This window comes from Candidatus Marifrigoribacter sp. Uisw_064 (assembly GCF_047730175.1).
GTDB lineage: Bacteria > Bacteroidota > Bacteroidia > Flavobacteriales > Flavobacteriaceae > Marifrigoribacter.
In genome coordinates this window covers 1967307-1992675 of sequence record NZ_CP159833.1, presented here as the reverse complement: position 1 = coordinate 1992675, position 25369 = coordinate 1967307, and the positions used below count along the sequence as shown (strand labels likewise).

22 protein-coding genes are annotated in these 25369 nt (G+C 29.7%); 5 read left to right on the top strand and 17 right to left on the bottom strand.

From position 1 onward, the window contains the following. Positions 1–71 precede the first annotated feature (71 nt). Positions 72–1640 carry a sialate O-acetylesterase gene (locus ABXT64_RS08985; RefSeq protein ID WP_443632593.1) on the top strand — a complete coding sequence of 523 codons (1569 nt, stop codon included), beginning with the start codon at positions 72–74 and terminating at the stop codon, positions 1638–1640. A 542-nt stretch (positions 1641–2182) separates the two neighbouring features. Here ABXT64_RS08985 and ABXT64_RS08980 read toward each other — a convergent pair. Together ABXT64_RS08980 and ABXT64_RS08975 are read right to left on the bottom strand one after the other, a co-directional pair. Then, the gene (locus tag ABXT64_RS08980; protein WP_443632592.1) at positions 2183–2929 is read right to left on the bottom strand and encodes a CDP-alcohol phosphatidyltransferase family protein; all 747 of its coding nucleotides are present in this window, start codon (positions 2927–2929) and stop codon (positions 2183–2185) included. Between the two features lie 149 nt (positions 2930–3078). Beyond that, entirely contained in the window at positions 3079–3297 is a 219-nt protein-coding gene (locus ABXT64_RS08975; protein ID WP_443634953.1) for a four helix bundle protein, read from the bottom strand. Between the two features lie 189 nt (positions 3298–3486). Here ABXT64_RS08975 and ABXT64_RS08970 point away from each other — a divergent pair, with 189 nt between their 5' ends. Continuing rightward, on the top strand, positions 3487–4554 hold the full coding sequence (locus ABXT64_RS08970) for a putative type IX sorting system protein PorV2 (protein WP_443632591.1): 1068 nt from the start codon (positions 3487–3489) through the stop codon (positions 4552–4554). A gap of 5 nt (positions 4555–4559) precedes the next feature. Continuing rightward, positions 4560–5744, top strand: coding sequence for a lipoprotein N-acyltransferase Lnb domain-containing protein (locus tag ABXT64_RS08965; protein WP_443632590.1), 1185 nt, complete (start codon positions 4560–4562; stop codon positions 5742–5744). Positions 5745–5754: 10 nt separating this feature from the next. On the opposite strand, the gene ABXT64_RS08960 is transcribed toward ABXT64_RS08965, so the two are convergent. The 13 genes from ABXT64_RS08960 to ABXT64_RS08900 form a co-directional block, all read right to left on the bottom strand. Then, on the bottom strand, positions 5755–7149 hold the full coding sequence (locus ABXT64_RS08960; RefSeq protein ID WP_443632589.1) for a sugar transferase: 1395 nt from the start codon (positions 7147–7149) through the stop codon (positions 5755–5757). A gap of 30 nt (positions 7150–7179) precedes the next feature. Further along, entirely contained in the window at positions 7180–7497 is a 318-nt protein-coding gene (locus tag ABXT64_RS08955) for a glycosyltransferase (protein WP_443634951.1), read from the bottom strand. A 248-nt stretch (positions 7498–7745) separates the two neighbouring features. After that, entirely contained in the window at positions 7746–8762 is a 1017-nt protein-coding gene (locus ABXT64_RS08950) for a glycosyltransferase family 4 protein (RefSeq protein ID WP_443632588.1), read from the bottom strand. Beyond that, entirely contained in the window at positions 8731–10095 is a 1365-nt protein-coding gene (locus tag ABXT64_RS08945) for an O-antigen ligase family protein (protein ID WP_443632587.1), read from the bottom strand. The genes ABXT64_RS08950 and ABXT64_RS08945 overlap by 32 nt, the downstream gene beginning before the upstream one ends. After that, on the bottom strand, positions 10085–11206 hold the full coding sequence (locus ABXT64_RS08940) for a glycosyltransferase (protein ID WP_443632586.1): 1122 nt from the start codon (positions 11204–11206) through the stop codon (positions 10085–10087). The genes ABXT64_RS08945 and ABXT64_RS08940 overlap by 11 nt, the downstream gene beginning before the upstream one ends. Further along, positions 11203–12303: a glycosyltransferase family 4 protein gene (locus tag ABXT64_RS08935; protein WP_443632585.1), complete on the bottom strand. Its 1101-nt coding sequence runs from the start codon at positions 12301–12303 to the stop codon at positions 11203–11205. The genes ABXT64_RS08940 and ABXT64_RS08935 overlap by 4 nt, the downstream gene beginning before the upstream one ends. Then, on the bottom strand, positions 12290–13624 hold the full coding sequence (locus ABXT64_RS08930; protein WP_443632584.1) for a glycosyltransferase family 2 protein: 1335 nt from the start codon (positions 13622–13624) through the stop codon (positions 12290–12292). The genes ABXT64_RS08935 and ABXT64_RS08930 overlap by 14 nt, the downstream gene beginning before the upstream one ends. After that, positions 13625–14455, bottom strand: coding sequence for an FkbM family methyltransferase (locus ABXT64_RS08925; protein WP_443632583.1), 831 nt, complete (start codon positions 14453–14455; stop codon positions 13625–13627). A 17-nt stretch (positions 14456–14472) separates the two neighbouring features. Continuing rightward, the gene (locus ABXT64_RS08920) at positions 14473–15645 is read right to left on the bottom strand and encodes a glycosyltransferase family 4 protein (protein ID WP_443632582.1); all 1173 of its coding nucleotides are present in this window, start codon (positions 15643–15645) and stop codon (positions 14473–14475) included. Positions 15646–15647: 2 nt separating this feature from the next. After that, the gene (locus tag ABXT64_RS08915) at positions 15648–16823 is read right to left on the bottom strand and encodes a glycosyltransferase family 4 protein (RefSeq protein ID WP_443632581.1); all 1176 of its coding nucleotides are present in this window, start codon (positions 16821–16823) and stop codon (positions 15648–15650) included. Between the two features lie 10 nt (positions 16824–16833). After that, a complete protein-coding gene (locus ABXT64_RS08910; RefSeq protein WP_443632580.1) occupies positions 16834–17943 on the bottom strand; it encodes a glycosyltransferase in 1110 nt (369 codons plus the stop codon). A 123-nt stretch (positions 17944–18066) separates the two neighbouring features. Further along, positions 18067–19452, bottom strand: coding sequence for an asparagine synthase-related protein (locus tag ABXT64_RS08905; protein WP_443632579.1), 1386 nt, complete (start codon positions 19450–19452; stop codon positions 18067–18069). A gap of 10 nt (positions 19453–19462) precedes the next feature. Further along, a complete protein-coding gene (locus tag ABXT64_RS08900) occupies positions 19463–20392 on the bottom strand; it encodes a glycosyltransferase family 2 protein (RefSeq protein WP_443632578.1) in 930 nt (309 codons plus the stop codon). 207 nt (positions 20393–20599) lie between these two features. On the opposite strand from ABXT64_RS08900, the gene ABXT64_RS08895 reads away from it, so the two are divergent. Further along, positions 20600–22036, top strand: a complete 1437-nt coding sequence (locus ABXT64_RS08895; RefSeq protein WP_443632577.1) for an MBOAT family O-acyltransferase — start codon at positions 20600–20602, stop codon at positions 22034–22036. Between the two features lie 2 nt (positions 22037–22038). Then, on the top strand, positions 22039–22995 hold the full coding sequence (locus ABXT64_RS08890) for a hypothetical protein (protein WP_443632576.1): 957 nt from the start codon (positions 22039–22041) through the stop codon (positions 22993–22995). Here ABXT64_RS08890 and ABXT64_RS08885 read toward each other — a convergent pair. Both ABXT64_RS08885 and ABXT64_RS08880 read right to left on the bottom strand, forming a co-directional pair. Continuing rightward, the gene (locus tag ABXT64_RS08885; protein ID WP_443632575.1) at positions 22985–24100 is read right to left on the bottom strand and encodes a glycosyltransferase family 4 protein; all 1116 of its coding nucleotides are present in this window, start codon (positions 24098–24100) and stop codon (positions 22985–22987) included. The two genes, ABXT64_RS08890 and ABXT64_RS08885, sit on opposite strands and share 11 nt — an antisense overlap. A gap of 14 nt (positions 24101–24114) precedes the next feature. Beyond that, the gene (locus tag ABXT64_RS08880) at positions 24115–25332 is read right to left on the bottom strand and encodes a polysaccharide pyruvyl transferase family protein (RefSeq protein WP_443632574.1); all 1218 of its coding nucleotides are present in this window, start codon (positions 25330–25332) and stop codon (positions 24115–24117) included. Between the last annotated feature and the right edge of the window lie 37 nt (positions 25333–25369).

The following is a 25369-nucleotide window of genomic DNA, read 5'->3' as shown; positions in this document are numbered from 1 at the left end:
ATAACGGATATAACGAGTTGTAGCACATGCTAATATCTCTCTATATCACCAATAGACAAAAACCAACTATTATGACAAAACCATTCATAAGTAAAAATGTAATTATTGTGGCGCTCGCGCTTTTCAGTTTCTTCTCAAACAATGTGTCCGCTCAGCAAAAAGTCCAGGTTTTCGTGTTAGCGGGCCAGTCCAACATGCAAGGGCAAGGTAAGATTTACGATGGTTCAAACGGTGCTATTGGAGTTATTATGGCAACATTTACACCATCATGTCCTGATATTGGTGAAAATTGTGACTTCACATTTAATATGTATGATAGCTACGGAGATGGATGGAACGGTTGGATATATGATTTTGTGCAAGACGGAGTTGTTGTAGCAACAGAAACATTATCTGAAGGTTTTGAAGGTACCGCTATAGTAACTCTTGATGACGAAGTTCCTTGTAACATTGTTGTAAATAGTGCTGGGGCATATGGAGCTGAGATTTCATGGACAGTAACAAATCCATTCGGAGATGTTGTAGCAACAATGACAGGACAAAACGAAAGTTATCCCTCCCTTAACACACTTTTAGATGTCATAGAAAACGATGCGGATGATCAGTGGTCCATGCTTGGAATAGATGGAGACTGGAATGTCTTGGACAATGCATTTCTATACTTCGAAAATGGGGATGGGGACATCATTCGAGACAATGTCTCAATTGGGCAAGGGGCTAATCCTAATTTGATCGGACCTGAATTGATGTTCGCATATCAGATGGACCAATATTACCAAGATCCGGTCCTGATAATCAAGACAGCCTGGGGTGGCTTGAGTTTAGCCGAGGATTTCCGACCACCGTCAGCAGGCGGAACAACGGGAGCCTACTACCATGAAATGATTGAGATAGTGGAGTATGTAACAGCGAACATCATTACAGAGTTTCCCGACCTAGAAATAAGTGAGTTTGAAATTGCTGGATTCGCCTGGTTCCAAGGATGGAATGATGGTGCTTCTGAAGATTTCTTGAACGAATACGAAAGCAACTTGAACCACTTAGTCACTGACGTACGAAATGATTTGGATGTCCCAAACCTTCCCTTTATTATTGCAAGTTCAGGACAAGGTGGGTATGAAACCCATTCGGGCTGGACACAAGACATGCAAGAAATAATCTCTGTAGCCCAAGAGAATGTGGGTTGTGACGACATAATTTATGGAGGAACCGTGGGATTTGTCGATACCAAACCTTTATATATGGCCTTTTCTGAATCACCAGACGATGCGATATACCACTACAACAACAATGCTTTAACATTCTTAAATATTGGAAAATCGATAGGTGATGAGATGATACTCGCGATCAACGATATGGCCTTTTGCACTGATCTCTCGTCCGGTGACACTGTAACCGATAAGGACAATTGGGTTAACTTATATCCCAATCCAACTAAAGGCAACCTCAGAATTGATCTAGGAGAGGTTTATTCCAAAATAAATGTGGTCGTAAGAAACTCAATTGGAAAAAAAGTATTTCAGAATGAATTCGCTGTTTCTAATCGAATTGAATTTTTTCTTGAAGGAGCAAGTGGTGTTTATTTCATTGAAATCACTAGTGAGAATAACAAGGATGTACTAAAAATTATAAAAGAATAAAAAACGTGCAACAACAATGTATATAAGCCACTAAAATGGCTAATATACTAACCGTTATAAGTAATCTTGATAAAAGAAAATATACAAGAATTATTAAATAGTTTATCTGATAGAGAACTTGCATACTTTTCTAAATATCGTCGTTATGAATTTATGGCTGAATCTCAAAAGAAGATTCAATCCGAACTGGAGAAAAGGAATATCACAGAATCAAGAATAGAGTCATTGATTAATATAGTGGAAAGTATTACAAATGAAAATTGTCCACGCTGTCCATCAGAAAACTTTATTGATATAAAGGATGTTGAATTAAGGACTTCAAATTATGCGTCATATGAAGTAGAAATCAATTCTCGGAAATGTAGGATTTGCGCCTATAACGCCTAGAAAGACAAAGCCATTAATTGGAAAGTTCGATTGAATAAATGGAAGGGAAAGTATTACTGGAAAAGGTTCAAATAAAAACTACGTACAACAACGTATAACGCAAATGGCTCTCTTTAGAATATAAACCAACTAGTTTCGTGTCCCAAAAGACTTTTTTATACTTCTCTCTTCTGAAACAAAGAAAGCAAAATATATAATAAAATAACAACAGGTATTGCAATAAACTTTAAAACAATGATTGCTATTAATGAAAGCAATAAAAAGATATATCTAATTCTATTAGAGCCAAAATCCCAAGTTTTAAATTTTAAACCAAATAATGGGATTTCAGCATTTAATAAAACACTACTCAAAATTGTAAGTCCGATTAAAAACCATTGATTTAAAAATATACTTGTTATTAATTCAGAATTCTGAAAAGCTAAAATTAAAGGTAAACTCAAAATAAGTAAAGTGTTGGCAGGAGTAGGTAAACCAATAAAGCTTGTGGTTTGTCTCATGTCAACATTAAATTTTGCCAATCGATATGCAGAAGCCAAGGCAATTAATAATCCTATAAAAGGAAGGTATTGAATTTTTATCGCTGCCCAATTCATAGTAGAGCTATGTTCATAATTAAATTGTAAAGTGTCTCCCGTAATTGATTGACTTAGTAGCTGAACCATGACTATACTTGGCACCAAACCACTCGTAATCATATCTGCTAAGGAATCAAATTGTAGCCCGATTTCGCTATGAGCATTTAATAAACGTGCCGCAAGCCCATCAAAAAAATCGAAGAAAATACCCAAAAAGGCAAAAAAGGAAGCGGTTACCAGATCACCTGAAACTGCAAAAAAAACAGCAACACATCCGCAAAGCAGATTCATGGAGGTAATTATATTAGGTATTTGTTTTATCATGGTTATTGATTAAATGCTTTAATAATTGAATTAGCTATAAATGAACTTTTCGCTTTAGACATTATTTTTATTATTTCTAACGATTCTTTAAGTAACCTTTCTAATTCAATTAATTCTTTAGTTAGATTAGAGTCACTAATAATTTCTAGCTAGAATTCAGTTTCATCTGCCTCTTCAACAACAATACATATTTTACTGAAAAATTCTTTTTTAGATCTTGCCCTACAAGCAGCTCTATAATTTGCTGCAGTTGAAGTTACTGATTTTATTAATTGATATGATACTACAGAAGAAGCTTTGCTATTTTTTAATGAATTAAAAAAAAAATTACATCTACTGCAAATTTCTTTGTCCTTTTTTTCATCAATTTAATAAATTGCTCTTTTTCTGTCATAATCATTTATTCTTTTATTGATTCGCCCATTATAACATTTTACCCTTAAATAATGTAAAAATATAAAAGTATTTACGTCTATTACTATAATCATGCAATATGTATTTAATTTTATAGTTTAATTATCTGTAAAATAGTAAGATATTTGCTTAAAATTAATAGCTTGAAGAAGATTTTATTTATTGTTATAGCGGTATGGGCTTTCACTTCAGAAAGTCAGACGGTTCGAAAATATTCAAATGAGTTTATGAATATTGGTGTCGATGCGGCTGCTTTTGGTCTGGGTAATGCAGTTGTCGCCTCTACTAATGATGTTAATTCAGGGTATTGGAATCCTGCAGGACTTGTTGGTTTAGAAGACAAACAGATATCTATTATGCATTCCTCCTACTTTGCAAATATTGCAACCTACGACTATGCTGGTTTTGCAATGCCTTTAGACAATAGAAGTGCTATGGCATTTTCAATTATACGTTTTGGAGTCGATGATATTCTAAATACCACTCAATTAATAGACGACCAAGGGAATATTGACTATAACCGTATTAGTTTATTTTCTACAGCAGATTATGGATTAACTTTTTCATATGCGCGTGAATTACCCTTAGATGGTTTTAATATTGGAGTGAATGCAAAAGTTATTCGTAGAGTTATTGGTGATTTTGCTTCTTCATGGGGATTTGGTGTTGACGTAGGAATTCAATTCAAGAAAAATGATTGGAATATAGGATTAATGGCGCGTGATATTACAACCACGTTTAATTCTTGGGCGATTGATGAAGATAAATTTGCTGAAATATCTGCGGCAGTTGAAGGACAAAACCAAGAATTACCAGAAACCACTGAGATTACCATTCCTAAATTACAATTAGGAATCGCTAGAAAATTTGTATTTCATCATGATTATGTGCTGTTGGCTGAAGTTGATTTTAATTTTCGCTTTACTGAAACCAATGATATCATTTCTACTTCTTTTACGAGTATGACACCTGCAGCAGGATTAGAATTTGGGTACATTGACCTTGTATTTGTAAGAGCTGGAGTAGGTAACTTTCAAAATGTAACCCAATTAGATGGCAGTGAATCTGTAGGTTTTCAACCTAATATTGGAGTTGGTTTTAAATACAAAGGAATTCAAGTAGATTATGCACTTACCGATATTGGAGATCAAAGTGCCGCATTATATTCTAATGTATTTTCTGTGAAAATTGATTGGGGAATTTTTAGATAATACCTATGAAAAAAAAATACATCCTTTTATTAGTTTTACTTTCCTTCTTATTTCCTATAGATATAAGTGCCCAAGAAATTATTCTTTCTGAAAAAACTGAAGTCAGTATTTTAACTATAGGCCCAGGCAAACAATTGTACGATTCATTTGGCCATAGTGCATTCAGAATAAGAGATTCAGAAAAAGGATTGGACCTTATTTATAATTTTGGCGTATATGATTTTAACACTCCAAATTTTTACACAAAATTTGCTCAAGGTAATTTACTTTATAAATTAGATACTGGAAGTTTTGGACCTTTTTTCGATTATTACAAAAGACAGAATAGGTATGTTAAAGAACAGCAATTAGCACTTTCACAGGAAGAAAAGCAAGCCATATTTAATTTTCTTCAGAATAATGCAAAACCCGAAAACAGAGATTATTTATACGATTTCTTTTATGATAATTGTGCTACTAAAATTCGGGATGTTTTAACTGAAGTTATTGGAGATAATCTAGTGTACAATAATTCTCATATTACAGAAAACTATTCGTATCGCGAATTAATTCAGAAAAATGTACACTATAATACTTGGGGTAGTTTTGGGATGGATGTCGCTATAGGAGCTGTTGTTAATAGAAAAGCACCTCCCATGGATTATCAGTTTTTACCGGAGTATATTTTTAAAGGAGCTGAAAATGCTACCATTAGTAGAAGTGGCACTTCTGAAGATTTAGTGAAAAACACCATTGTATTATATCAAAATAAAGTAGCGAAATCTAACATTAACTTTTTCACTTCGCCTTTATTTATTTTTGGATTAATAGGGCTACTGATACTTTATATCACTTTTAAAGATTATAAAAATAAAAAAAGAAGTAGGTACTTAGATGCTATACTATTTTTTATGACAGGATTGATTGGTGTATTTTTGCTTTTATTATGGCTAGCAACCGATCATTCTTCTACTGCAAATAATTATAATTTGCTTTGGGCTTTTCCTTTTAATTTATTGCTATGTATTGCTATTACTAAGAAAAACCCTAAATCTTGGATCCGGAAATATCTAATCTTTTTGGTATTGATTATTTTTCTAATTTGCCTACACTGGATTACAGGAGTACAAGGTTTTGCAATAGGAATGATCCCTTTATTAATTGCATTAGTAGTTCGATATTATTACATCATTACTACATTTAAAAAATAGATCTCTTTATTTATTGCCCTCTGAAGAAAATGATTGTACTCAGGGTTTTAAATATAATGTTAATATCTAGAAAAAAGCTCCTATGTTTTATGTAGTATAAATCGTATTGCAGCTTCTCTAAGGCATCATCTTGAGACTCCCCATACTTTGTATTTACTTGAGCCCAACCTGTAACTCCTGGCTTAATTATATGCCTAATTTCGAAAAAAGGTATCTGTTCTGAAAGTTGTTTTACAAAAACTGGGCGCTCAGGACGAGGACCAATCACACTCATTTCACCTTTAATAACATTTATGAATTGTGGAATTTCATCTAATCTAGACTTTCTTAAAAAACGTCCAAATTTTGTAACTCGGCTGTCTCCTTTAGAAGCAAATTTAGCTCCATCCTTTTCAGCATCAACCACCATACTTCGCAATTTATATATTTTAAAAAGTTTGCCATTTCTACCAACTCTTTCTTGGAAATAAAACAAAGGGCCTTTATTTGCGAATAGGTTTCCTATGATTAAAATGGGTGATATTAAAAGCCCAAAACTTAAGCCTAACACTGAAAAAAATAAACCTAATATTCTATGAAAAAAAAGATACAGTTTATTTTGATTACTTCTACTAAATGGAAAATATCTGTAAAAATCCTTATCAACATGCTGCACAGGAACTCGATGCGTTATTTCTTCATACACCTGAGTATATTCTCTTATAACAACACCATTCTCTAGTAAATTTATTAACTGATTAGAAAGCATGGCTGAAATACCTTCTGCCTGAGGACTTGCTACCACTATTTCTGAAATAGTATGTTCAATAATAACATCTGAAATATCTCTCTTACCAAATTTCAATAACTTACTAGTATAATTAAATGAATAAGTTTGTTGGCTCGTATTAATAAAGCCAATTACCTTATAATTAGGGTCTGATTTTTCTAGAGAAGCAACAATAGAATCTATATCTTTTTCACTACATAAAAGCAGTACTCGTTTAAAAAATCGAGGTGCAGATATTAACACGATATAAGCATAACGCCAGATAAATAATGAAAGGTTTACTGAAATATAAAAATAAATGATTTGTAAACGATTCTCAGGAAGTTCGGGAGTAAAGAAAGGCGTTAATAAATAGAATAATACGGTAACCGATGATGTTAAGATTATATTCTGAATAACTACTTCAAATTTACTGGCCTTTTGCAGGTTATACAACTCAAAAATTGTAGCAAAAATTGTTAGATAAACACCGAGTACTATTGACCAAACCCAGTGTTGTGCATTAATTTTAAAGTAATCGAAATCAAAAACCAATCCAACTAAATAAAGTAAAGATAAAACGCTGACAATGTCAAAAAAGCGTAATAAGACTTTTCTCTCAGAAATATCAAAATGTATATTTGACTTTTGAGTCATGTGTTGGATTTAGCCAGTTAAAAATAAGGATTATTCACTTAAAATAACATCCCATTTCGTTTTAACTTTTTGCCAATCGAATGTTTCAACTAGTTTTCTTGCATTAACTGAAAGGTTTTCAGATGCAAATGGATGATTTATTAGGTGCAATATTTTTTCTGCGAAAAGGTGTTCCTCTTTTGGCTCTACCAAAATACCTGTAGCGTTGTTTTCAATCAAAAATGGAATTCCTCCCACATTTGTAGATATTACTGTTAAGCCTAAAGCCATCCCTTCGATTACACTCACAGGAGTATTATCGAAATTTGTAGTATTAATAAAAATATCATATTCTTTTGAAAGATCAATCCATTTTTATTTACTTAGTTTGCCTGTAAATGTAATTGGCAACCTTTTTTCCTCTACACTTTTTTTACATTTTTATAATAAGCCTCCTACTTCTGGTCCAACCATAAATAAACTTACAGGACTCCCTTTTTAATAAGTAATTCCACAATTTTAATCGCTAATGTAGGTAAGAATTTTCTTTCATAAATATCAAAATGTATATTTGACTTTTAAGTCATGTGTTGGATTTAGCCGTTTAAAAATAAGGATTATTCACTTAAAATAACATCCCATTTCGTTTTAACTTTTTGCCAATCGAATGTTTCAACTAGTTTTCTTGCATTAACTGAAAGGTTTTCAGATGCTAATGGATGATTTATTAGGTGTAATATTTTTTCTACGAAAAGGTGTTCATCTTTTGGTTCTACCAAAATACCTGTAGCGTTGTTTTCTATCAAAAATGGAATTCCTCCCACATTTGTAGATATTACAGGTAAGCCTAAAGCCATCCCTTCGATTACACTCACAGGAGTATTATCGAAATTTGTAGTATTAATAAAAATATCATATTGTTTTGAAAGATCAATCCATTTTTCTTTACTTAGTTTACCTGTAAATGTTATGGGTAAGTTCTTTTTTTCAACTTCCCTTTTACATTCCTCTAATAAGCCTCCTACTTCTGGTCCAACCATACATAAGCTTACAGGGACTCCCTTTTTAATAAGTAATTCCACAATTTTAATCGCTAATGTAGGATTGTAAATTTCAGAAAAAGAACGTACCCAAAGGAGCTTGGCTTTTACTTCTTTCCGAACTAAGAAATCATAATTTTTAATTTCTATAGTATTTGGTATATATTTCAGATTAGCATATCCAGCTTCTGTAAAAGATTCATATAAATACATGGAAGGAGCAACATTTACTTTAGCTCCATTAAAAAGTTTATTTGATAATTTTGGGCTTCGTTTTAATCGATCAGGTAAATTTCCTCCATGTAAAATCGGAATATAAGGCACCTGTTTTACTCTGCATATTTTAGCCACTAAAACAGCATAGTAAAAATTCTGTGTACTATAAGTATCAATGAGGACAATAGATGTTTTTTTTGAATAAAATAAGGTTGTTAAAAGCATCTCGAGAAGCCTAAGCGCTTTATTTTTAATTGTTGAAGAAGTGATTAATTTATACCCTTCCCCTTTTAAAAAGTTGCCTAACGTTTCAATCAAGGTAACATTACTTCCAGATTTCGAAAGTTTATTTCCTATGTATAAAATTTTTTTTTTCACGAGTAATAGTTAATAAACAAAGTCCATAAATAAATGCTGGCGCAGCAATACGCATTGCAGAATGACTAATAGTAAGTATCCAAAAAAACAAAAAAGGGTAAAAATAAATATTTTTTAAGCCAAAAGGATTATTTAAAATGGGTACTAACAGTAAAATAATTAAAGAAATAATTCCAAACAAGCCATGTTCTGATAGCATTCTGGAAAATTCATTATGAGAAGCAGCATTTATACCCGTCTCTTTTAATCTTATATATTTCATTTTACCAACACCCACACCAAAAAAAGGTTGTTTATAAAAGGAGTCCAATTCTGTTATAAAAATATCTAACCGCCCTGTAGTGATATCATCTTTTTCTCTTCCTAAGGAATCTTCATTTGCATATCTATTTTCTATTAAACCTCCAGATTGATTTACTGAAATAACCCATATTAAAGAAATCATACTCAAAACCCCAATAAGTTTAACTAATAATTTAAATTTTAAGGTTATTTTAGAGTAAATAAAATATATAACTATAAATATTAAACTCATTATTATTGCAGTTAATATTCCCCCTCTTGAAAAGGTTAATATTCCTCTATAAATCATTACAGCTAAAAAAATTATCATTAATAGTTGAACAAACTTATTTTTATAAGTAATTATTAATCGAGAAAACAATATAAATATCCCTAAACCTAAAGCTGTAGCAACTTGATTTGGCCCATACCCTCCGGATGCAGCAGAGTTAGCAGCTGTATTAGTGACAATATCTCGTATATCAGGGTTATATAATATGATAAAGGTTGTCATAGAAATTAATGGGTATACTATATAGTTAAACACACTTAAATAATCCTTATAAGTAATTGATTTACCATATATATAAATTGAAATAAAAATCAAACAAATAGGCCCGCTTAAATTAAACATTACTGCTTTTCTAAAATCAACATTGTAACCTAATTCTTGTGATGAAACAAATATTGCTGGCAATAATAATATTAATAGACTAACAAATACAATAGCCTTTCTTTTAAAGCCATCATAGAAAAATCCAATAATTACAAATAAAATAACTAAATACTTACCTGTTTCATATAAAAAATAGGCCTTAGTCATTCTAAAAAATACTTCAGAACCTGTAACGTATGCACATGCTATCAAAACTTGAACTAATTTTTCCTTAGGTGCTGCAGTTACAATTCGTTTAAAAAAATAAAATATAATTACAATCAAATAAAACATCATTATAGACCTAAAAATAAAAGCAATTATACCTAACCCTATATGGAATAGAATTGCTAAAAGTATATGGTCTTTATTTTTATGTACTACCTTAATTTTCATTAATTATATCTATATTTATTTGGTCAATATAATACTGATAAGTAAACTTATTAGCCAATTTATAATTTATATCTATATATATTTTATAATGATCCTCTGTAATTTGACTTGATTTTTTAATTATTGATTTAAGGTTTTCAATAGTATTTGGCTGAATTAAAAAACCATTATAATCGTTTTTAACATATTGTCCAATACAAGATACATTAGATACCACAGGAACACAACCAAAATTCATTGCTTCCCCAATAACTTTTGGAAAACCTTCATTTTTAGATGGAACCAATATAAAATGTGAATTTTTATATATTTCCTGGACTTCATTTTTAGGTAGTGACCCATGGATTTTTACATTAATAGACAATTGATTCGCCTCTTTCTCAACCATTGTTTTTAATTCGCCATCTCCTACTATGTGTAATGTGCCAATATTTTCTGATGGGTGTAATTTAAAAGCTTTTATAATTTTATCAATTCCCTTATTGTAATTTAATCCTCCAACAAAACAATAATTTTTTTTTTCTGTCAATTTTTTATTCTCAACAATATTTTTACCAATAAGTCTATCCTCTACTGTTAAACAAGGGTTTTCAAAAGTTAACACATTTTTAGCTTGATTTTCCCAATTTCCATTAATTGTAACTTTTCTTTTCTGATTCTTAAGCATCCATTTTTGCAATCGATACCCTAAGGGCTTATTTACTTGTTTCCAATTACCTGCATATTTATACCATCCGTTCATTTTAGTGAAAAAAGTTAAAAATGGTATTAATATCACACCTATTCCTGTGGGGGTTCTTAACTGAAATAAATCTGAATTTTTAATTTCTTTTGAAACAATCCTTATAATTTTTGGGGCATTTAGAATCATTTTCAATTTACTAAAAATAGTTTGACCTCCTAAAGCTGGTAATGCAACAAATTTTATTTTAGAGGATGTATAAGGCAATGAACTTTGTGGTGGCATTCCTGAATGTAACATTGCAACATGAACTATCTCATCAAACTCTTCAATAAGATTATTCAGTTCATTAATAGTAGGCCCCCAGCCTACGATGGAGCCATCTTCACTTATATAATGCCTGGTATGTGATATTACTAAAAGCTTCATTTATCTAAAATTTCTAAATATTGTAAAACAATTTTGTCCCAATTAAATTTTTTAGACCATAGAATCGAATTTTTCGAAAAATCTGAATAAGAATTATTTATATCAGTTACAGCTTTTAATATTGAATTTATATCTGTAGCATTCACTAAGCAACCTGTTTCTCCATCATCTATAGCATCTTCAATTCCACACCCTTTAGATCCAACTGCAGGAATACCAAATGCATTTGCTTCTAAAATTGCTATTCCAAATCCTTCTACATCTCCATTTTCAGTCTTTTCACTTAACATGATAAATATAGATGAGCTTGCTAACAATTCACACTTTTTTTCTTCTGAAACTTTACCATAGAATTCAATACTCTCTAGAACTCCTAGCTCTTTAGCTAAGCTCTCAATTTTATCTTTTTCAGTAGGAATACCTACAATTCGATATTTTAAATTAGGATATGTTTTTAATAATAAAGGAAGCGCCTTTACAATATTATGCTGCCCTTTTCTTTGAGTAACATTTCCAACTGTAATCAAATTTAAATCTTCTGGTTTTTGATGATTAGAAATAGAAACAAGGTCTTCAGAAATAGAAAATCCATTTGGAATAACCGTAATATTATCAAAGTTCAAATCACTAATCAAATTTTTAGTGTAATTGGAAACTGCAATAATATTATTAAACTTTTTTAAACTTTTATGGGTGAATCTTCTTAATGATTTATTTGCTAACATTAATTCACTTCCATGAATTATGGCAATATATTTTTTTGTGTAAAATAATTTAAGAAAATAAACCAACCAAAGTGAAAATTTTCCTGAAGCTATTACTGTATCCGCATTTGCAATGTATTTCATTGCTTTAAATAAACGATCAAAATAAGATATCCAAATTATATTTCTACGCTTGATACGTCGTACAACAAACTTTAGTTGATCATCAAAATCTTTTTCAGTTGCTCCATTATTTGAACGCACATCTGTAAGGACAGTTACATGTTTTCCTTCCCTATGAAGAGAATCAGCTAAATTAAAAGCATGATTTCCTATACCTCCAGGTTGTGGTGGAAATTCAGAAGTAATAAAAAGTATTTTATTTGAGTTCACCGATTAGAGGTCCTTGGGTTAATTTTTTTGATGCTCTTCTCCAAGATATATTTACTTGAATTAATATAAATGGAGTTAATATTAATGAAATTAGTATACCCAAAAGTAACATATTTTTATTCTTCTTAAAGCGATACGGCATTATTGAAGGCGGTATTGTTTTTAATAGTGATAATCGAGTTCTACTATTGCCAAAATAGGTTCTATATAAATATATTACACTTGGTATTGGTCTCGGACCAAAAAGCTTTTTAGGCCTAAATCCGTCCCAACTTCCCATTTGTCTTAAACCTCCAGAACTAACTTTTAAATGTAATCTTTCTGCGTAAGGATTTGATATGTTTAAAAAACCTTCTAAATGAGCTCTTAAACCAAACTCTCCATCACCCATTCTTTGTTTTTCAAATTGTCGATCAAATAAACCAATAGTTCGAAAAACTTCTTTTTTAATTAAAACATTACCAGTATCGATTTGATCAGAAACTCTAAAGAATGAATAGTTTTCAGGGACCTTTGCTCCTATCGTTGAAATTGAAACTCCTGAAGAAATTTCAGCATTAAAGAAATCTAAACATTTTACATGATTAGTTATCCAATCACTTTCTATTCTACTGTCATCATCAAATAACAATAATAAATCGCCTTTAGATTTTTGAATCGCAGTATTTCGAGCTAACCAGAGCGCTTTTTCTTCTTGATGAATAAGATGTAAATCAAGTTTATAATCATCGTAGAATTCTTTCTGAAAGGGTTCAGATTGATCGACAACTATTACTTCAAAGTTTTGATAATCTTGTTTTTCTAAATCTAATAAGACATCTTTTAAGTATGGATATCGATTTAATGTAGGAATTACAACAGTTACTAATTTCTGTTCAGCAATTAATTCAGAATTAAAATTATTCCATTCTTTATAATTTACTGGAGTTTTTAGATAATCACTTCGTTTGGTTTTTCGACTTGCCCACCACGAAGAGCATTCATTAAAAGGATTTTTTAAACTTAATATTCTTAGCAACAATATATAAGATGCCCAAAGAGGATTGAAGTATTTTATTATAAATCGATATTCATCTTTAAGTGGTAACTTTTTGAATTCACTAAAATTTGTTTCGCTACCAATGTATCCTTTTTGAATTGCTTGCCAAGACAGATCATAAGTCTGAGCTTCATGACTTACGTACTTTTTATCTATAATAAGTTGTTGTTGAATTTCCTTTGGTAAACTTTCAGGTATAGGAAATACACTCGCTTGATCCTTTTTGATTAAAGCAAAATAATTAGTTGGCTGTAAATATTTTAAAAAATCAAATAGCATCATTTATTTATTTGGTTTGCAAAAAATATTTGAAGGAAGTTCTCCTTCTGAAATAGGCTCTAATTTCATATTTAATATTTGATAATCATGCTTACTAAAGAAATCGATGATACGTGTATCATTATTGGTTTCAACTATAAAAATTGGTTGTAATTTTTCAATCAATTCTTTTGAACCATTTAAAATATCAAATTCAATTCCATCAACATCTATTTTAATTAAATCGCATTTTTTGATATTATTCGTTTTAACATAGTGATCTAATGTAATAATATCAACATTTACTTTTTTATCATTTTTCTTATTACTTTCTAAATCTAAGGTATTAGATGTTGTCGATAAAAGATTAATTTCAATAGTCCCTAATTCATTTCCAACAGCAACATTTTCGGTTACTATTTGATCTTGCAAGTTATTAGATTTTACAGATTTCGAATAACTATTGAACAATAGTGGATGTGGTTCAAAAGAATAAACTTTTCCATTTTTACATACAGTATTTGCCCAAACCATACTTAAATAACCAAAATTTGCACCTACATCAAATATAGTTTTATTATTATCATCTGATTTTAATAAACCTATCGAATTATTTAAAAGTGTATTTTCTATTCCTTGATTTTTAGCTTTGTTTGCTACTTGAATAGAGGCATTAAAATTAAACTGTACTATGTAATTAGAATATTTTCTTTTAATTTTTACTAGTACTTCTTTATAAGTTCCATTACTTCGGAAAAATGAATTCCTTAAAGGTGCTAATAGTTTAGACCTTCCTAATTTTTTTCTTAACCTTTTTGGAAAAAGATTATATAAAAACATTTTTATTTTATTCATATATAATTCTTAAATACCTATTCTTTATAAAATTCTACAAATTGCTGTTGTTGTTGCAGAATTGTAAAATGTTTAGAAACCCTTTCTTTAGCATTTTTAGCAATATCCAGTTTTTTATCTTCAGGTAAATTAATTACTTCAATTATCTTATTTGCGAGTTCTTTTGAATCACATTTTGGGACTACCCAACCAGTTTCATTATTGACAATGTTTTCTGGCAAACCTTCAGCTGTTGAAACAATACACAACAAACCTAAAGCCTGTGCCTCTAATACAGAATTGCAAAATCCTTCTTGTATACTATACTGTAAATATAAATCTGAACTTTTTAATTTACTTTTTATTAAAACATGTTGAAGCTTCCCTGTAAATGTCACTTCATCCAATAAATTTAATTGATGTGCTGCAAATTTTAATCGTTCCAATTCGGTACCATCGCCAATTATGGTGTAATGAAATGGTATACCTTCTTTTTTTAATATAGCTAATGCCTCAAAAGTATAAACAAGACCTTTTTTCCAATGCAGTCGAGCTATCGTAATAAAATTATTTTTATTGGTATAAATATACTCTTCTTCACTTTTAAAGAAAGTAGTATCTATTGCAGGTGTAATTTTAATAATTTCAGCCTTGCCTATAAAACCATGTTGGTATACTAAATCTTTTATATCATTGGAAATTACATGAATTTTATCAACCTTTTCCCAAAGTTTTAAATAGCAATTTGGATATTTAATAGGATACACACCTATATCAAATCCTCTAAAACTTACCGCCATTTTAGCTCCAATTGCTTTTGCTACATTTTCTCTATTAAGCACCATGGTACCAAAACCAAAATGCAACCAATCTACAGGTTCAGATAAAATATGGTTATTACTTATTATATTTTTAATTCTCTGCGGAAACTTGACACCATCTTTGCTATCTAGTGAATACAAGTTTTTACTATTTTTAAAATGAAATAAAAAGGAATGAATCAATTTGTAAATGCTAACTAAGATTACTTGAAATTTGTTTCCTGTAAGCTTAGAAGCTACTTTTATTTTTGATAAATTATATGAATTTTGTTTTGAGCTATTTGCGAAAATCACAACCGTAAAACCGTGTTCTTTTAAACCTTTAATTTTATTAGAAAAAAAGGTTTCTGAATATGCAGGAACTGAAGGTAAAACGATTCCAATTTTCATAATTAATCTTTTAAAACAGTATGATATAAATCTTTCATTTCAACAATCATGTTTTCATAATTATGCTGCGATTCAATTGTATTTCGTGCAGCTTGAGTTATATTATTATATGATTCAAGATTTATTTCTGAAACATTTCTTAAGGCATTAGCCAATGCTTCAGAATTTCTTAAAGGCACTAAAAAACCGTTTTTATTATCTGTAATAACTTCACTCATACCTCCACAATCATTAGAAACCACTAAAGTACCTAATGCCATTGCTTCTAATACAACATTTGCAATGCCTTCTTCAACACTTGATAATAATAAAACATCTGCATCCCTTATTAAAGCTAATACTTCAGTAAAAGGTACTATTGCCTTAAATGTGACTTTATCTTCAAGTCCAAATTGTGAACGTTTGTATAAAAGTTCTTCGTCTTTATCTACTCCCACAATGGTATAATTAAAATCAATATTATCTTTTTCTAATAAATTCATTGCATCTAATGCATAAGAAAATCCTTTTACCCAATGAGAGCGTCCAATAGACACAATACTTAACTCCTTTCCTGTTTCAGGTTTTCTAGTAAATGTTAGCTTCTCTATATCTAATCCACTTTTAACGACTTTTATCTTTTCTGGATTAACTCCAAATTTTTGAGCAATAGGAATCATAGAATCTGAAACTGCATGAAATCCATCTACTCTAGGAAAATGTTCTGAATAAATTCTATTCCATTGTTTATCTCCTATCGGGCTTATAGTTACATGAGTTCCTCTTAAACTTAAAACTAATTTTATACCGAAATTTTGTACCCACAACCAGTCTTCTATACTTTTTGCCCATTGTAAATGAAATATATCCGGGCGATGATATAAAACAGGATAATATTTTATTTTGAGTTGTCTTGCGTTTTTATTCTGTGCTGAAATAATAACATCTAACTTTTTCTTATCCTTATAACAGGAAAAGCTTAGTAAGAGGCTGTATTTAATAAATTGAAGTAGCCGACTTACCCTTTTTTTAGTAATTGTAAAGTGAAAAACGTTATTATATAAAGTTGGTTTTCTCCTTTGCACACCAAACAAATAAATCTGTAATCCTTTCTTAGCTAAACCATGTATTAATCTTTCTATGAAAGTACTACTTGGTACTACACCTGTATAAATTGCTATTTTAATTGTTTTACCCAATAGTTCTGTTTCAATTATTTGAAGTCATATTTGTGTACAATTCTGTATGTGATTCAATAAATTTTTCAATCGAATATGTATTCTCTGCCCGAGCCCTCATTTCCTTTTCTAATTGAATATGTTCTTCTTCTTTCAAATTCATAATGTCCAAAACACAATTTTTTAAGCTTTCTACATTATTAGGTTCAAAAATGCATGCAGGAAAAGGTTCTAAAATATCTTTAACTCCACTCACATTTGAGCCAATTACAATCTTACCCGAAGCCATTGCCTCTAATGGTGCTAAAGGTAAACCTTCACCTAATTCTAAAGTGGGTATTACAAATACATCTGCTAATTTATGATAAGGTCGTACATCTAATTTTTTTCCTATAAATTTAATGGTCTCAACTCCTTTAGCTAAAAGTTTTAATTTATCTGCATAATCCCCTTTATCATTACCTACAATCAAAAGTTTAACTAAAGGGTTGTCTAATTCTTTAATTGTATTTATCAATACTTCTATTCCTTTTACAGGAATTAAATTTACAACTGATACAATAACAAAATCATTCTCATTAGTTGTTTGTTCTTGAGAAATAGATGCTGAATTTTTATACTGAGGGTTATAATAATTAACATCAACCCCTAAAGGAATTGCTTCAATCTTATTCATATATTTTTCAGAATAAAGGGATTTCATATCTGAATTAATCGTAATTATTTTCGAACTTAAAGAACTTCTCCATTTCCATGCTTTATTTCCCCAGCCCATAGATTTTTTAGTCATAATCCAAGGAATCCCTGCAATTTTAGCAGCTAGAGGCTCAGAAAAATCTGAACTCCAATGCCAAGAATGTATCAAATCAAACTTGTATTTTTTAAAAAAACGAATGGTCTTAAATATTCTAAAAGGAAAGGTGAAAAAAGGACGGTAATTGATAGCAAAAGGAAATAAGTGTACTTTTACTTGTAACTTTTTGATCTCGCCCATAAAAGCTCCCTTATCATGATGGCAGCAAATCTCAGGTTCAAAAATAGTACGATCTAAATTACTCACTAAATCATATACCACTTTACCACTACCTGCTGTATCAAAATTAGGGATGGTAAATAATATTTTGATTTTCTTTTGAGCCATATCTATGGGTATAAATATAAGATTATTTTAGCTTAAGAAGGCTTTTATTCTAATCTAACAAGTGCTAAATTTTAAATAGCTTTTATATTCTTGAACATCAAATATTACAAGGTATTTATAAACTTATTTATTGTTGAATTTTTCTTGAAACAAAGCCAAAGTTAATAGCATACTGATAGAGTGAGAATACTTTACAGCATCCTTTTCTTTAAAATTATCATAGAATTGTTGAATGATATCTTTAGGAACTAGATCTTTTAATTTAGAATCAAACAACCATTTTCTTAAGTGCTTATCATTTTCCTTGCCTACAAATTGTAATTCCCAATTTCTAGAGATATACGGTTTACCCATGAAATCATTAAGCTCTCTTTTCAACTTATTTGTAATCCTATAAGGCAAATTATAGGGCGTCTTATTTAAATGATAATTATTTAGATTATAAGGTTTTTTACTCTGCCAAGTAACCTTTGCCAAATCTGGAGCATTTTGTTGAATATATGCTATTTGTAATTTCCGATTAGCTAAATGTTCTTCAGGGATCGTGCAAATAAATTCACACATGCGATTGTCATAATAAGGCAATGTTACAGGAGCTACTTTATTGAATATTGATAAATTATTGGAAGACCATCGAGACACGTAATATTGCGTTTTAAAAGCACGTATTCTTGCATTCGTATTCTCAATTTTTATATCTTTTAATAATTCTCTTATTCTTGAATCAAAATAATCTTCAAATGAGCCTTTAAGGTTCCATGATTTCCATAATGCTTCAGCCAATTCAAAACCGCCTTTTTTCAAAAGCATTTTAACAAGCACCTCAACTTCTTCATCAAAAGAAAGGTTTGGAAATCCGAATGAATCAAACATTAAATCTCCCATATGCCCTAAAGAAAAAGATTCCCCCATGTCTTTGAAGGTATCTATAAAAGCCATCTGACGAGGATGAGTAAATTCTGAATAACATTGATTGATTTCAGCTAACTCTTCAATACAATTCCATAAATATCCTTTAGGAACAGATAATGATTGAAATGGAAACTGACATTTATCTGCAATTTTTTTTGCTATTTTAGTTTCAGGATAACCTCCCTCATAATCATAACTATACGATTTTACATTTGGGTGATTTCTTAAAGCAACAGCCTGTGTTCTACTATCAAGTCCACCAGATATAGGCAGAATTACTTTTTTTTCTTTTGTTTGATCCTCAACAACAGTTTCAAACAATTTTGTAAACTCCTGAAGCGTATCTTCAAAACTAATTTCTCTTGGCTTATAATTCCATTGAAACCACTTTTCAGAAGAAATCACATGTCCATCTTTATCTAATTTATAGATTGATCCTGGGGATAGAACTATTTCATCTTTCCAATAAGAATCTGTATCAATGAAAAAACCAAACGCAATAAATAAACAAATAGCTTCAAGGTCTAATTCATGTTTACCTTGAACCTTTGCAATGGTATTATTTATAGGGATTATAGGTGTTTTTATTGTTTTCATTTACAATAAATTATTTATAAAAATATCTGTTTAATCGAATAAACAAATCACTTGAAATTATATTGGATTTATATAGTTTCAGAAAGGTTAAAGCCCTCAAATAACTGAAATATGACATGTATTTTTTCTTATAAAACAATTTCAAACTATGTTGAACATGAACTATATCAGTTTTGTTTTCAGAACGATTAAAATATCGCACACATAAAAAATAATAGCCCGTCACTAAATCTCTTTGACGTTTATCTAGTTTGAAATTATCATGCATATAGTTAATTAAATAATCAACAGCTCCACAAATTACATCGATTGGTCTTTTTTTAATATCAATAGGTGACACACAGTAGAAAAAATCAACTTTGTTATCAATCACCTTATAATTTTCACTTAAAATAAGCGCACGAATTGAAAGTTCAATATCTTGTAATCTTTTTAAATCTGAATTGAATTTTCCGATCTTAATTAAATATTCCTTATTCCATAAAACCGAAGTAATTGGCCAAATAAATTTAGCTTGTAAAAAATGATCTAAATAGTTTGATGAGGCTGTTGGAGAGGGTTTATTATTTCCCTTTTCATCAAGGATATTTGTATTTCTGAAAACAACAAAGTCCTCAACTTCAACATTTCTATTACTTACAAAATCTTCAGAAATAATATCATCTGAATCTAAAAATACTAGGTGGTTATAATTAGCATGATCAACTCCAATATTTCTACAAACAGAACCTGTAGTTTTTTTATCATTAAAAACTAATTTAATATTTGAACTGTTGTGTTGCTTGAAATATTCTTTTAATGATTCTTTTGTAAAAGGATCTGAACAATCATCAACTATAACCCATTCCCATTGATCTGTGTTTTGTTTTACTAAACAATTATGAGTTTGTTTAATGCCCTCAAAATCATTGTAATGTGGAGTTATAACACTAATACTCATAATTATATTTTACTTAAGCTAGTTTAAAAATAACGCAATTGATCATAACAATACAATGAAAATTTATCTATGCAATATAATAAAAACATACTCTAATAAGAGCTAATAGCTTTAGTGATTTCAGCCTTTATTAAATTTAAATTTATTAATTTCATAAACTTATATTTGTATTTGTTTTAATTAATCAATCATAAGGTCTAAAGTACTATGTTATTTAATTCTATAGATTTTGCTATATTCTTACCCATTGTCTTTTTACTGTATTGGTTTGTTTTTAATAAAAATCTTAAACTACAAAACGTATTATTATTAGTTGCTAGCTATGTATTCTATGGCTGGTGGGATTGGCGGTTTTTATCTCTTATAGCCTTTAGTACCTTAATCGATTATTTTGTTGGAAGGCAATTAGCAAATGAAACTAAAATTAATAAACGAAAAGTTTTATTATGGATTAGTATCATTGTAAATCTTGGGTTTTTAGGATTCTTTAAATATTACAACTTTTTTATAGAGAATTTTACACAGGCATTTTCATTTTTGGGTTATCAAATTTCTACTAATTCATTGCAAATTATCTTACCTGTTGGAATCAGTTTTTACACGTTCCAAACTTTGAGCTATAGTATAGATGTTTATCGAAGAAAATTAGAACCTACCAAAGATTTTATATCCTTTGCTGCTTTTGTAAGTTTTTTTCCACAACTAGTTGCAGGTCCGATTGAAAGAGCAACCAATCTACTTCCACAATTCAAAATAGTAAAAAAGTTTAATTATAGTACTGGAGTTGATGGCTTACGTCAAATTCTATGGGGTTTATTTAAAAAAATCGTAATTGCAGATTATTGTGCACATTTTGTAAATATAATTTTTGAAAACCCCCAAGATTATTCGGGAAGCACTTTGGTTTTGGGAGCTGTCTTTTTTGCATTTCAAATTTATGGAGATTTTTCAGGATATTCTGATATAGCTATCGGTACTGCTAAGCTTTTTGGTTTTAATCTAAAGCAAAATTTTGCCTTTCCCTATTTTGCAAGAGATATAGCAGAGTTTTGGAGACGCTGGCATATTTCGTTATCTACATGGTTCCGGGATTACCTTTACATACCATTAGGAGGTTCAAGAGGTAATAAAGGTCAACAAATACGTAATGTCTTTATCATCTTTTTGGTGAGTGGTTTTTGGCATGGAGCAAATTGGACTTTTATTGTTTGGGGCGGATTAAATGCGATTTATTTTCTTCCCTTATTATTAACTAAAAACAATCGCAATCACATAAATATTGTTGCTGAAAATAAAGAGGTACCTTCAATAAAAGAGTTTTTACGAATTATTATAACTTTTATAATAACCACATTTGCTTGGATATTTTTTAGAGCTAATAGTTTGACAGATGCTTTTAATTATATCTCTGGAATTTTTAATGAATCATTGTTTAAACTTCCAGATATTCGTCCAACAGATTTATTTATTTTATTATTTATTTTTATAGGAATTGAATGGTCTGGAAGACGAAACCTTTATGCTTTAGAAACATTTGGTGCGAAATGGAAAAAACCAATTAGACTTATATTTTACTATAGTCTCATCGTTGCATTATTTGTATTTGGTCGTAAAGAAATGGAATTTATTTACTTTCAATTTTAAATATGAAAAAATTTATTAAAACCCTTCTGCTATTTTTCGTTCCAATTTTGTTGTTGTTATACCCTATTGATGTATTTATTTCTAAAAACTTAAAAAAATCAAACGCAATTTTTGGTGAATATGAAGTATGGAATGACATATACAATAGTAAAATTAAAGCAGATGTGCTTATCTATGGTTCCTCTAGAGCTTGGGTTGACATTAGCCCTAAAATATTAGAAGACTCTTTACAATTAGAAGTTTATAATTTTGGAATGGATGGCCATAACTTTTGGCTACAGTACTTAAGACATGTTGAATATTTAAAGCATAATAATCCGCCAAAGCAAATTATTTTAGCTGTAGATATTAATAGCCTCCAAAAAAGAGATAATTTATATTTACACGAACAATTTCTTCCATATATGCTTTGGAATAAAAACATTAAAGAATTTACAGAGACATATGAGGGGTTTAATTATTTTGATTATGACATTCCTTTAATACGGTACGCAGGAAATTCATCAATTGTAAAAAATGCAATTACAATGGGTGTTAAAAATGAAAATAACACACCTTATCGTACTAAAGGATATAAAGGGATTAATAAAACTTGGTCAAATGATTTAGAAATTGCTAAATCAAAAATGAAAAATTATAAAATTAAATTAGATACTGCATCAGTTGTTTTATTTGATAAGTTTTTACAAGAATGCAAGAACAATAATATTAAAGTTTCATTGATTTACACACCAGAACACATTGAGGGTCAAAAATTCATAAAAAACAAAAATCTAATTACAGACCTTTATAAAAAACATGCTGAAAAATATAATCTCCTTTATTTGGATTATTCTAAAGATTCTATTTGTTTAGACAAGTCCTATTTTTATAATGCAACACATCTTAATAAAACTGGTTCTGAAGTATTTTCAAAAAAATTAGTGAATGATTTATTATCACAACAAATTATTGATTAATTGATTCTTCTAAAAGTTGTTGAATTCCATCAATATGTTTTTTAAAACTAAAATGCGATTTTATTCGTGCTTTTCCTTCTTGTCCCATTTTTTTAGCTAACTCGATATCATCTAGCAGTTTTATGATATTTTGTCCCATACCAGTTACATCATGTTCTTTACACAATAATCCAGTTACACCATCTTCTATAACATCTGAAATACCTGCATGGAAAGTAGAAATAACCGGTATTCCAGAAGCACTAGCTTCTAATACAGAAATTGGCATTCCTTCCATATCTCCATTATCTGCAGTAATAGAATGCTGAATATAGCCTAAGGAGTTTTCTAATAAACCACCTAGCTGATCTGAAGAAATCACTCCTAAAAATTCAATCTGGTTTTCAAGTTGATAATACTTCACTAAATTTTTACACATTTCTAATAAAACTCCATCGCCACACATGAGCAGTTTTGCATTTGGGTGTTCTACTAATACTTCTTTAAAAGCTAAAATTGTATAATAGGGTGCTTTCTTATTTGTAAAACGACCTACTGAAATAAACTGATTCAACTTAAAGCTTGGTTCTATATTGAAAAAGTCTGATTGTGCCGCATTTGCATTATAAACAAGCTTCTCACGAGGACATCCAATACTTAACAATTGATTTTCCATTACTGTTGAAACAGCAATTACTTTAGATGCATATTTAAAAAGTTCTTTGTAATTATTATGCTTTTTAATAATCTCTCTTACTGTAGCATCGTATCCATGAAAATGAACTACTAAGGGCAGGTTCGTTTTTTTAATTGCTGGTAAAATATGATGAGCATGTATTCCATATTCTACAAGTACTACATCAATATTATGTTTCTTTAAAGATTTTGTCAAGAGATGAACTCTCAAATATGAACTTTCTTTTTTGAATACTTTTTTAAAAAATTTAAGTACGTAGATATAAATTTTCTTAGCTAGAGGTGGATGATTTTCCAATTCAATGTCTTCATTTCTGCCATAGTAATAAAAAACATTCCCTTTTAAATAATTTTTATGCGCTTGAATAAATGTCTCTGAATAAGGATTCTTATTAGGAGAAAACAGTGCTATATTAAGTTTTTGCTTCATTCGTAACGCTAGATTTACACTAACAATTTAAAATTCTGTTCTACTTCTTGGCTTACCTCTAAAGTAATTCTTTCTACATTATTCAAATAATTATGATAATTCTCAATGAAATAGTCCGTTTTAGTATTCCAAACATCGAATTCTTCTTTATATGAAAAGCAATAATCTTCTATGCCTAAAGATTTAAAAATCCCTAAGGTTTTATCTTCATACGCTATATTTAATGCAGGAATTCCAGCCAATAATGAAAGTATTGCACCATGCAAACGCATTCCAATATAAGCATCCTGTTTACTTAGAGTTACTATTAATTCATTTAGTGAAAACTTTTCTTTCAAAATAACACAATGTGATTGCATATTATCAGATAATTGATTCACTATTTTTTCAGCAAAATCTGAATCATCTACATATCCTTTTACCCCTTGACATGTTGAAATAAAATTTAATTCATACCCCTCATTTATTAGTTTTTTACAAAGTAATGTTGCTTTCTCTAAATTATCACTACTCTTATTTTCATATTTCCAAATTCGAAAATTAATAGCAATATTTTTTAGTTTTTTATTATCATCAACTTTGAGGGCATAATCCTTATGAAGATAAAAAGCTATATCGTTTGTGACTGTTACATTATCATTGTGATACCCAACTGACTTTAAATGATCAAGCGAATAGGTTTCTCTTAATATCACTTGACTTGCATTATTAAAAATACGATTTAACATCGGAAAATTATCTTTTTCCCAAAATGGCCCTACAGATTGTGAGAAAATATAATATGGTTTCTTAAGCTGAGAATGAATAAAATCTAAGGTATCTACTCTCTTCTTATATCCATAAAAATCGTGAATATAACCACCCGCTGAAACAATCACTTTATCAGAGTTCAATAATTTTTTATAAACTCTTTTTTCTCTCTTAGAGGCAAACATTCTTGAGAGAGTACTATAGTAAGAAATAGATAAAACCTTGTTTAATATTTTTCTTATAAATCTTTTAGTCTTGAATAAAAAGGTGTTTTCAGAATTTGGGTTTTTTAAAAAAGTGTATTCCCAATCCCAATCTAATTCTAAATCAGGAAAGAATTCTTTATACAACTTAGGATTATTACATAATACCAAAATTGAAGGATTATTAAATTGCTTTTTTAAACCTAATAATGTGGCTTCTAATAAAGCCTCATCTCCACCATTTATTGGTACTGCATTTATAATTACTATTCTTGTCATAAAATGCTTTAAGTAAACTTCATTCGTGTTTAAAAAT

Coding starts and splice junctions, on each gene's coding strand:
- ABXT64_RS08985 (WP_443632593.1), top strand. CDS start 72: ATGACAAAACCATTCATAAGTAAAAATGTAATTATTGTGGCGCTCGCG.
- ABXT64_RS08980 (WP_443632592.1), bottom strand. CDS start 2,929: ATGATAAAACAAATACCTAATATAATTACCTCCATGAATCTGCTTTGC.
- ABXT64_RS08965 (WP_443632590.1), top strand. CDS start 4,560: ATGAAAAAAAAATACATCCTTTTATTAGTTTTACTTTCCTTCTTATTT.
- ABXT64_RS08960 (WP_443632589.1), bottom strand. CDS start 7,149: ATGACTCAAAAGTCAAATATACATTTTGATATTTCTGAGAGAAAAGTC.
- ABXT64_RS08945 (WP_443632587.1), bottom strand. CDS start 10,095: ATGAAAATTAAGGTAGTACATAAAAATAAAGACCATATACTTTTAGCA.
- ABXT64_RS08940 (WP_443632586.1), bottom strand. CDS start 11,206: ATGAAGCTTTTAGTAATATCACATACCAGGCATTATATAAGTGAAGAT.
- ABXT64_RS08930 (WP_443632584.1), bottom strand. CDS start 13,624: ATGATGCTATTTGATTTTTTAAAATATTTACAGCCAACTAATTATTTT.
- ABXT64_RS08925 (WP_443632583.1), bottom strand. CDS start 14,455: ATGAATAAAATAAAAATGTTTTTATATAATCTTTTTCCAAAAAGGTTA.
- ABXT64_RS08920 (WP_443632582.1), bottom strand. CDS start 15,645: ATGAAAATTGGAATCGTTTTACCTTCAGTTCCTGCATATTCAGAAACC.
- ABXT64_RS08910 (WP_443632580.1), bottom strand. CDS start 17,943: ATGGCTCAAAAGAAAATCAAAATATTATTTACCATCCCTAATTTTGAT.
- ABXT64_RS08905 (WP_443632579.1), bottom strand. CDS start 19,452: ATGAAAACAATAAAAACACCTATAATCCCTATAAATAATACCATTGCA.
- ABXT64_RS08900 (WP_443632578.1), bottom strand. CDS start 20,392: ATGAGTATTAGTGTTATAACTCCACATTACAATGATTTTGAGGGCATT.
- ABXT64_RS08895 (WP_443632577.1), top strand. CDS start 20,600: ATGTTATTTAATTCTATAGATTTTGCTATATTCTTACCCATTGTCTTT.
- ABXT64_RS08890 (WP_443632576.1), top strand. CDS start 22,039: ATGAAAAAATTTATTAAAACCCTTCTGCTATTTTTCGTTCCAATTTTG.
- ABXT64_RS08885 (WP_443632575.1), bottom strand. CDS start 24,100: ATGAAGCAAAAACTTAATATAGCACTGTTTTCTCCTAATAAGAATCCT.
- ABXT64_RS08880 (WP_443632574.1), bottom strand. CDS start 25,332: ATGACAAGAATAGTAATTATAAATGCAGTACCAATAAATGGTGGAGAT.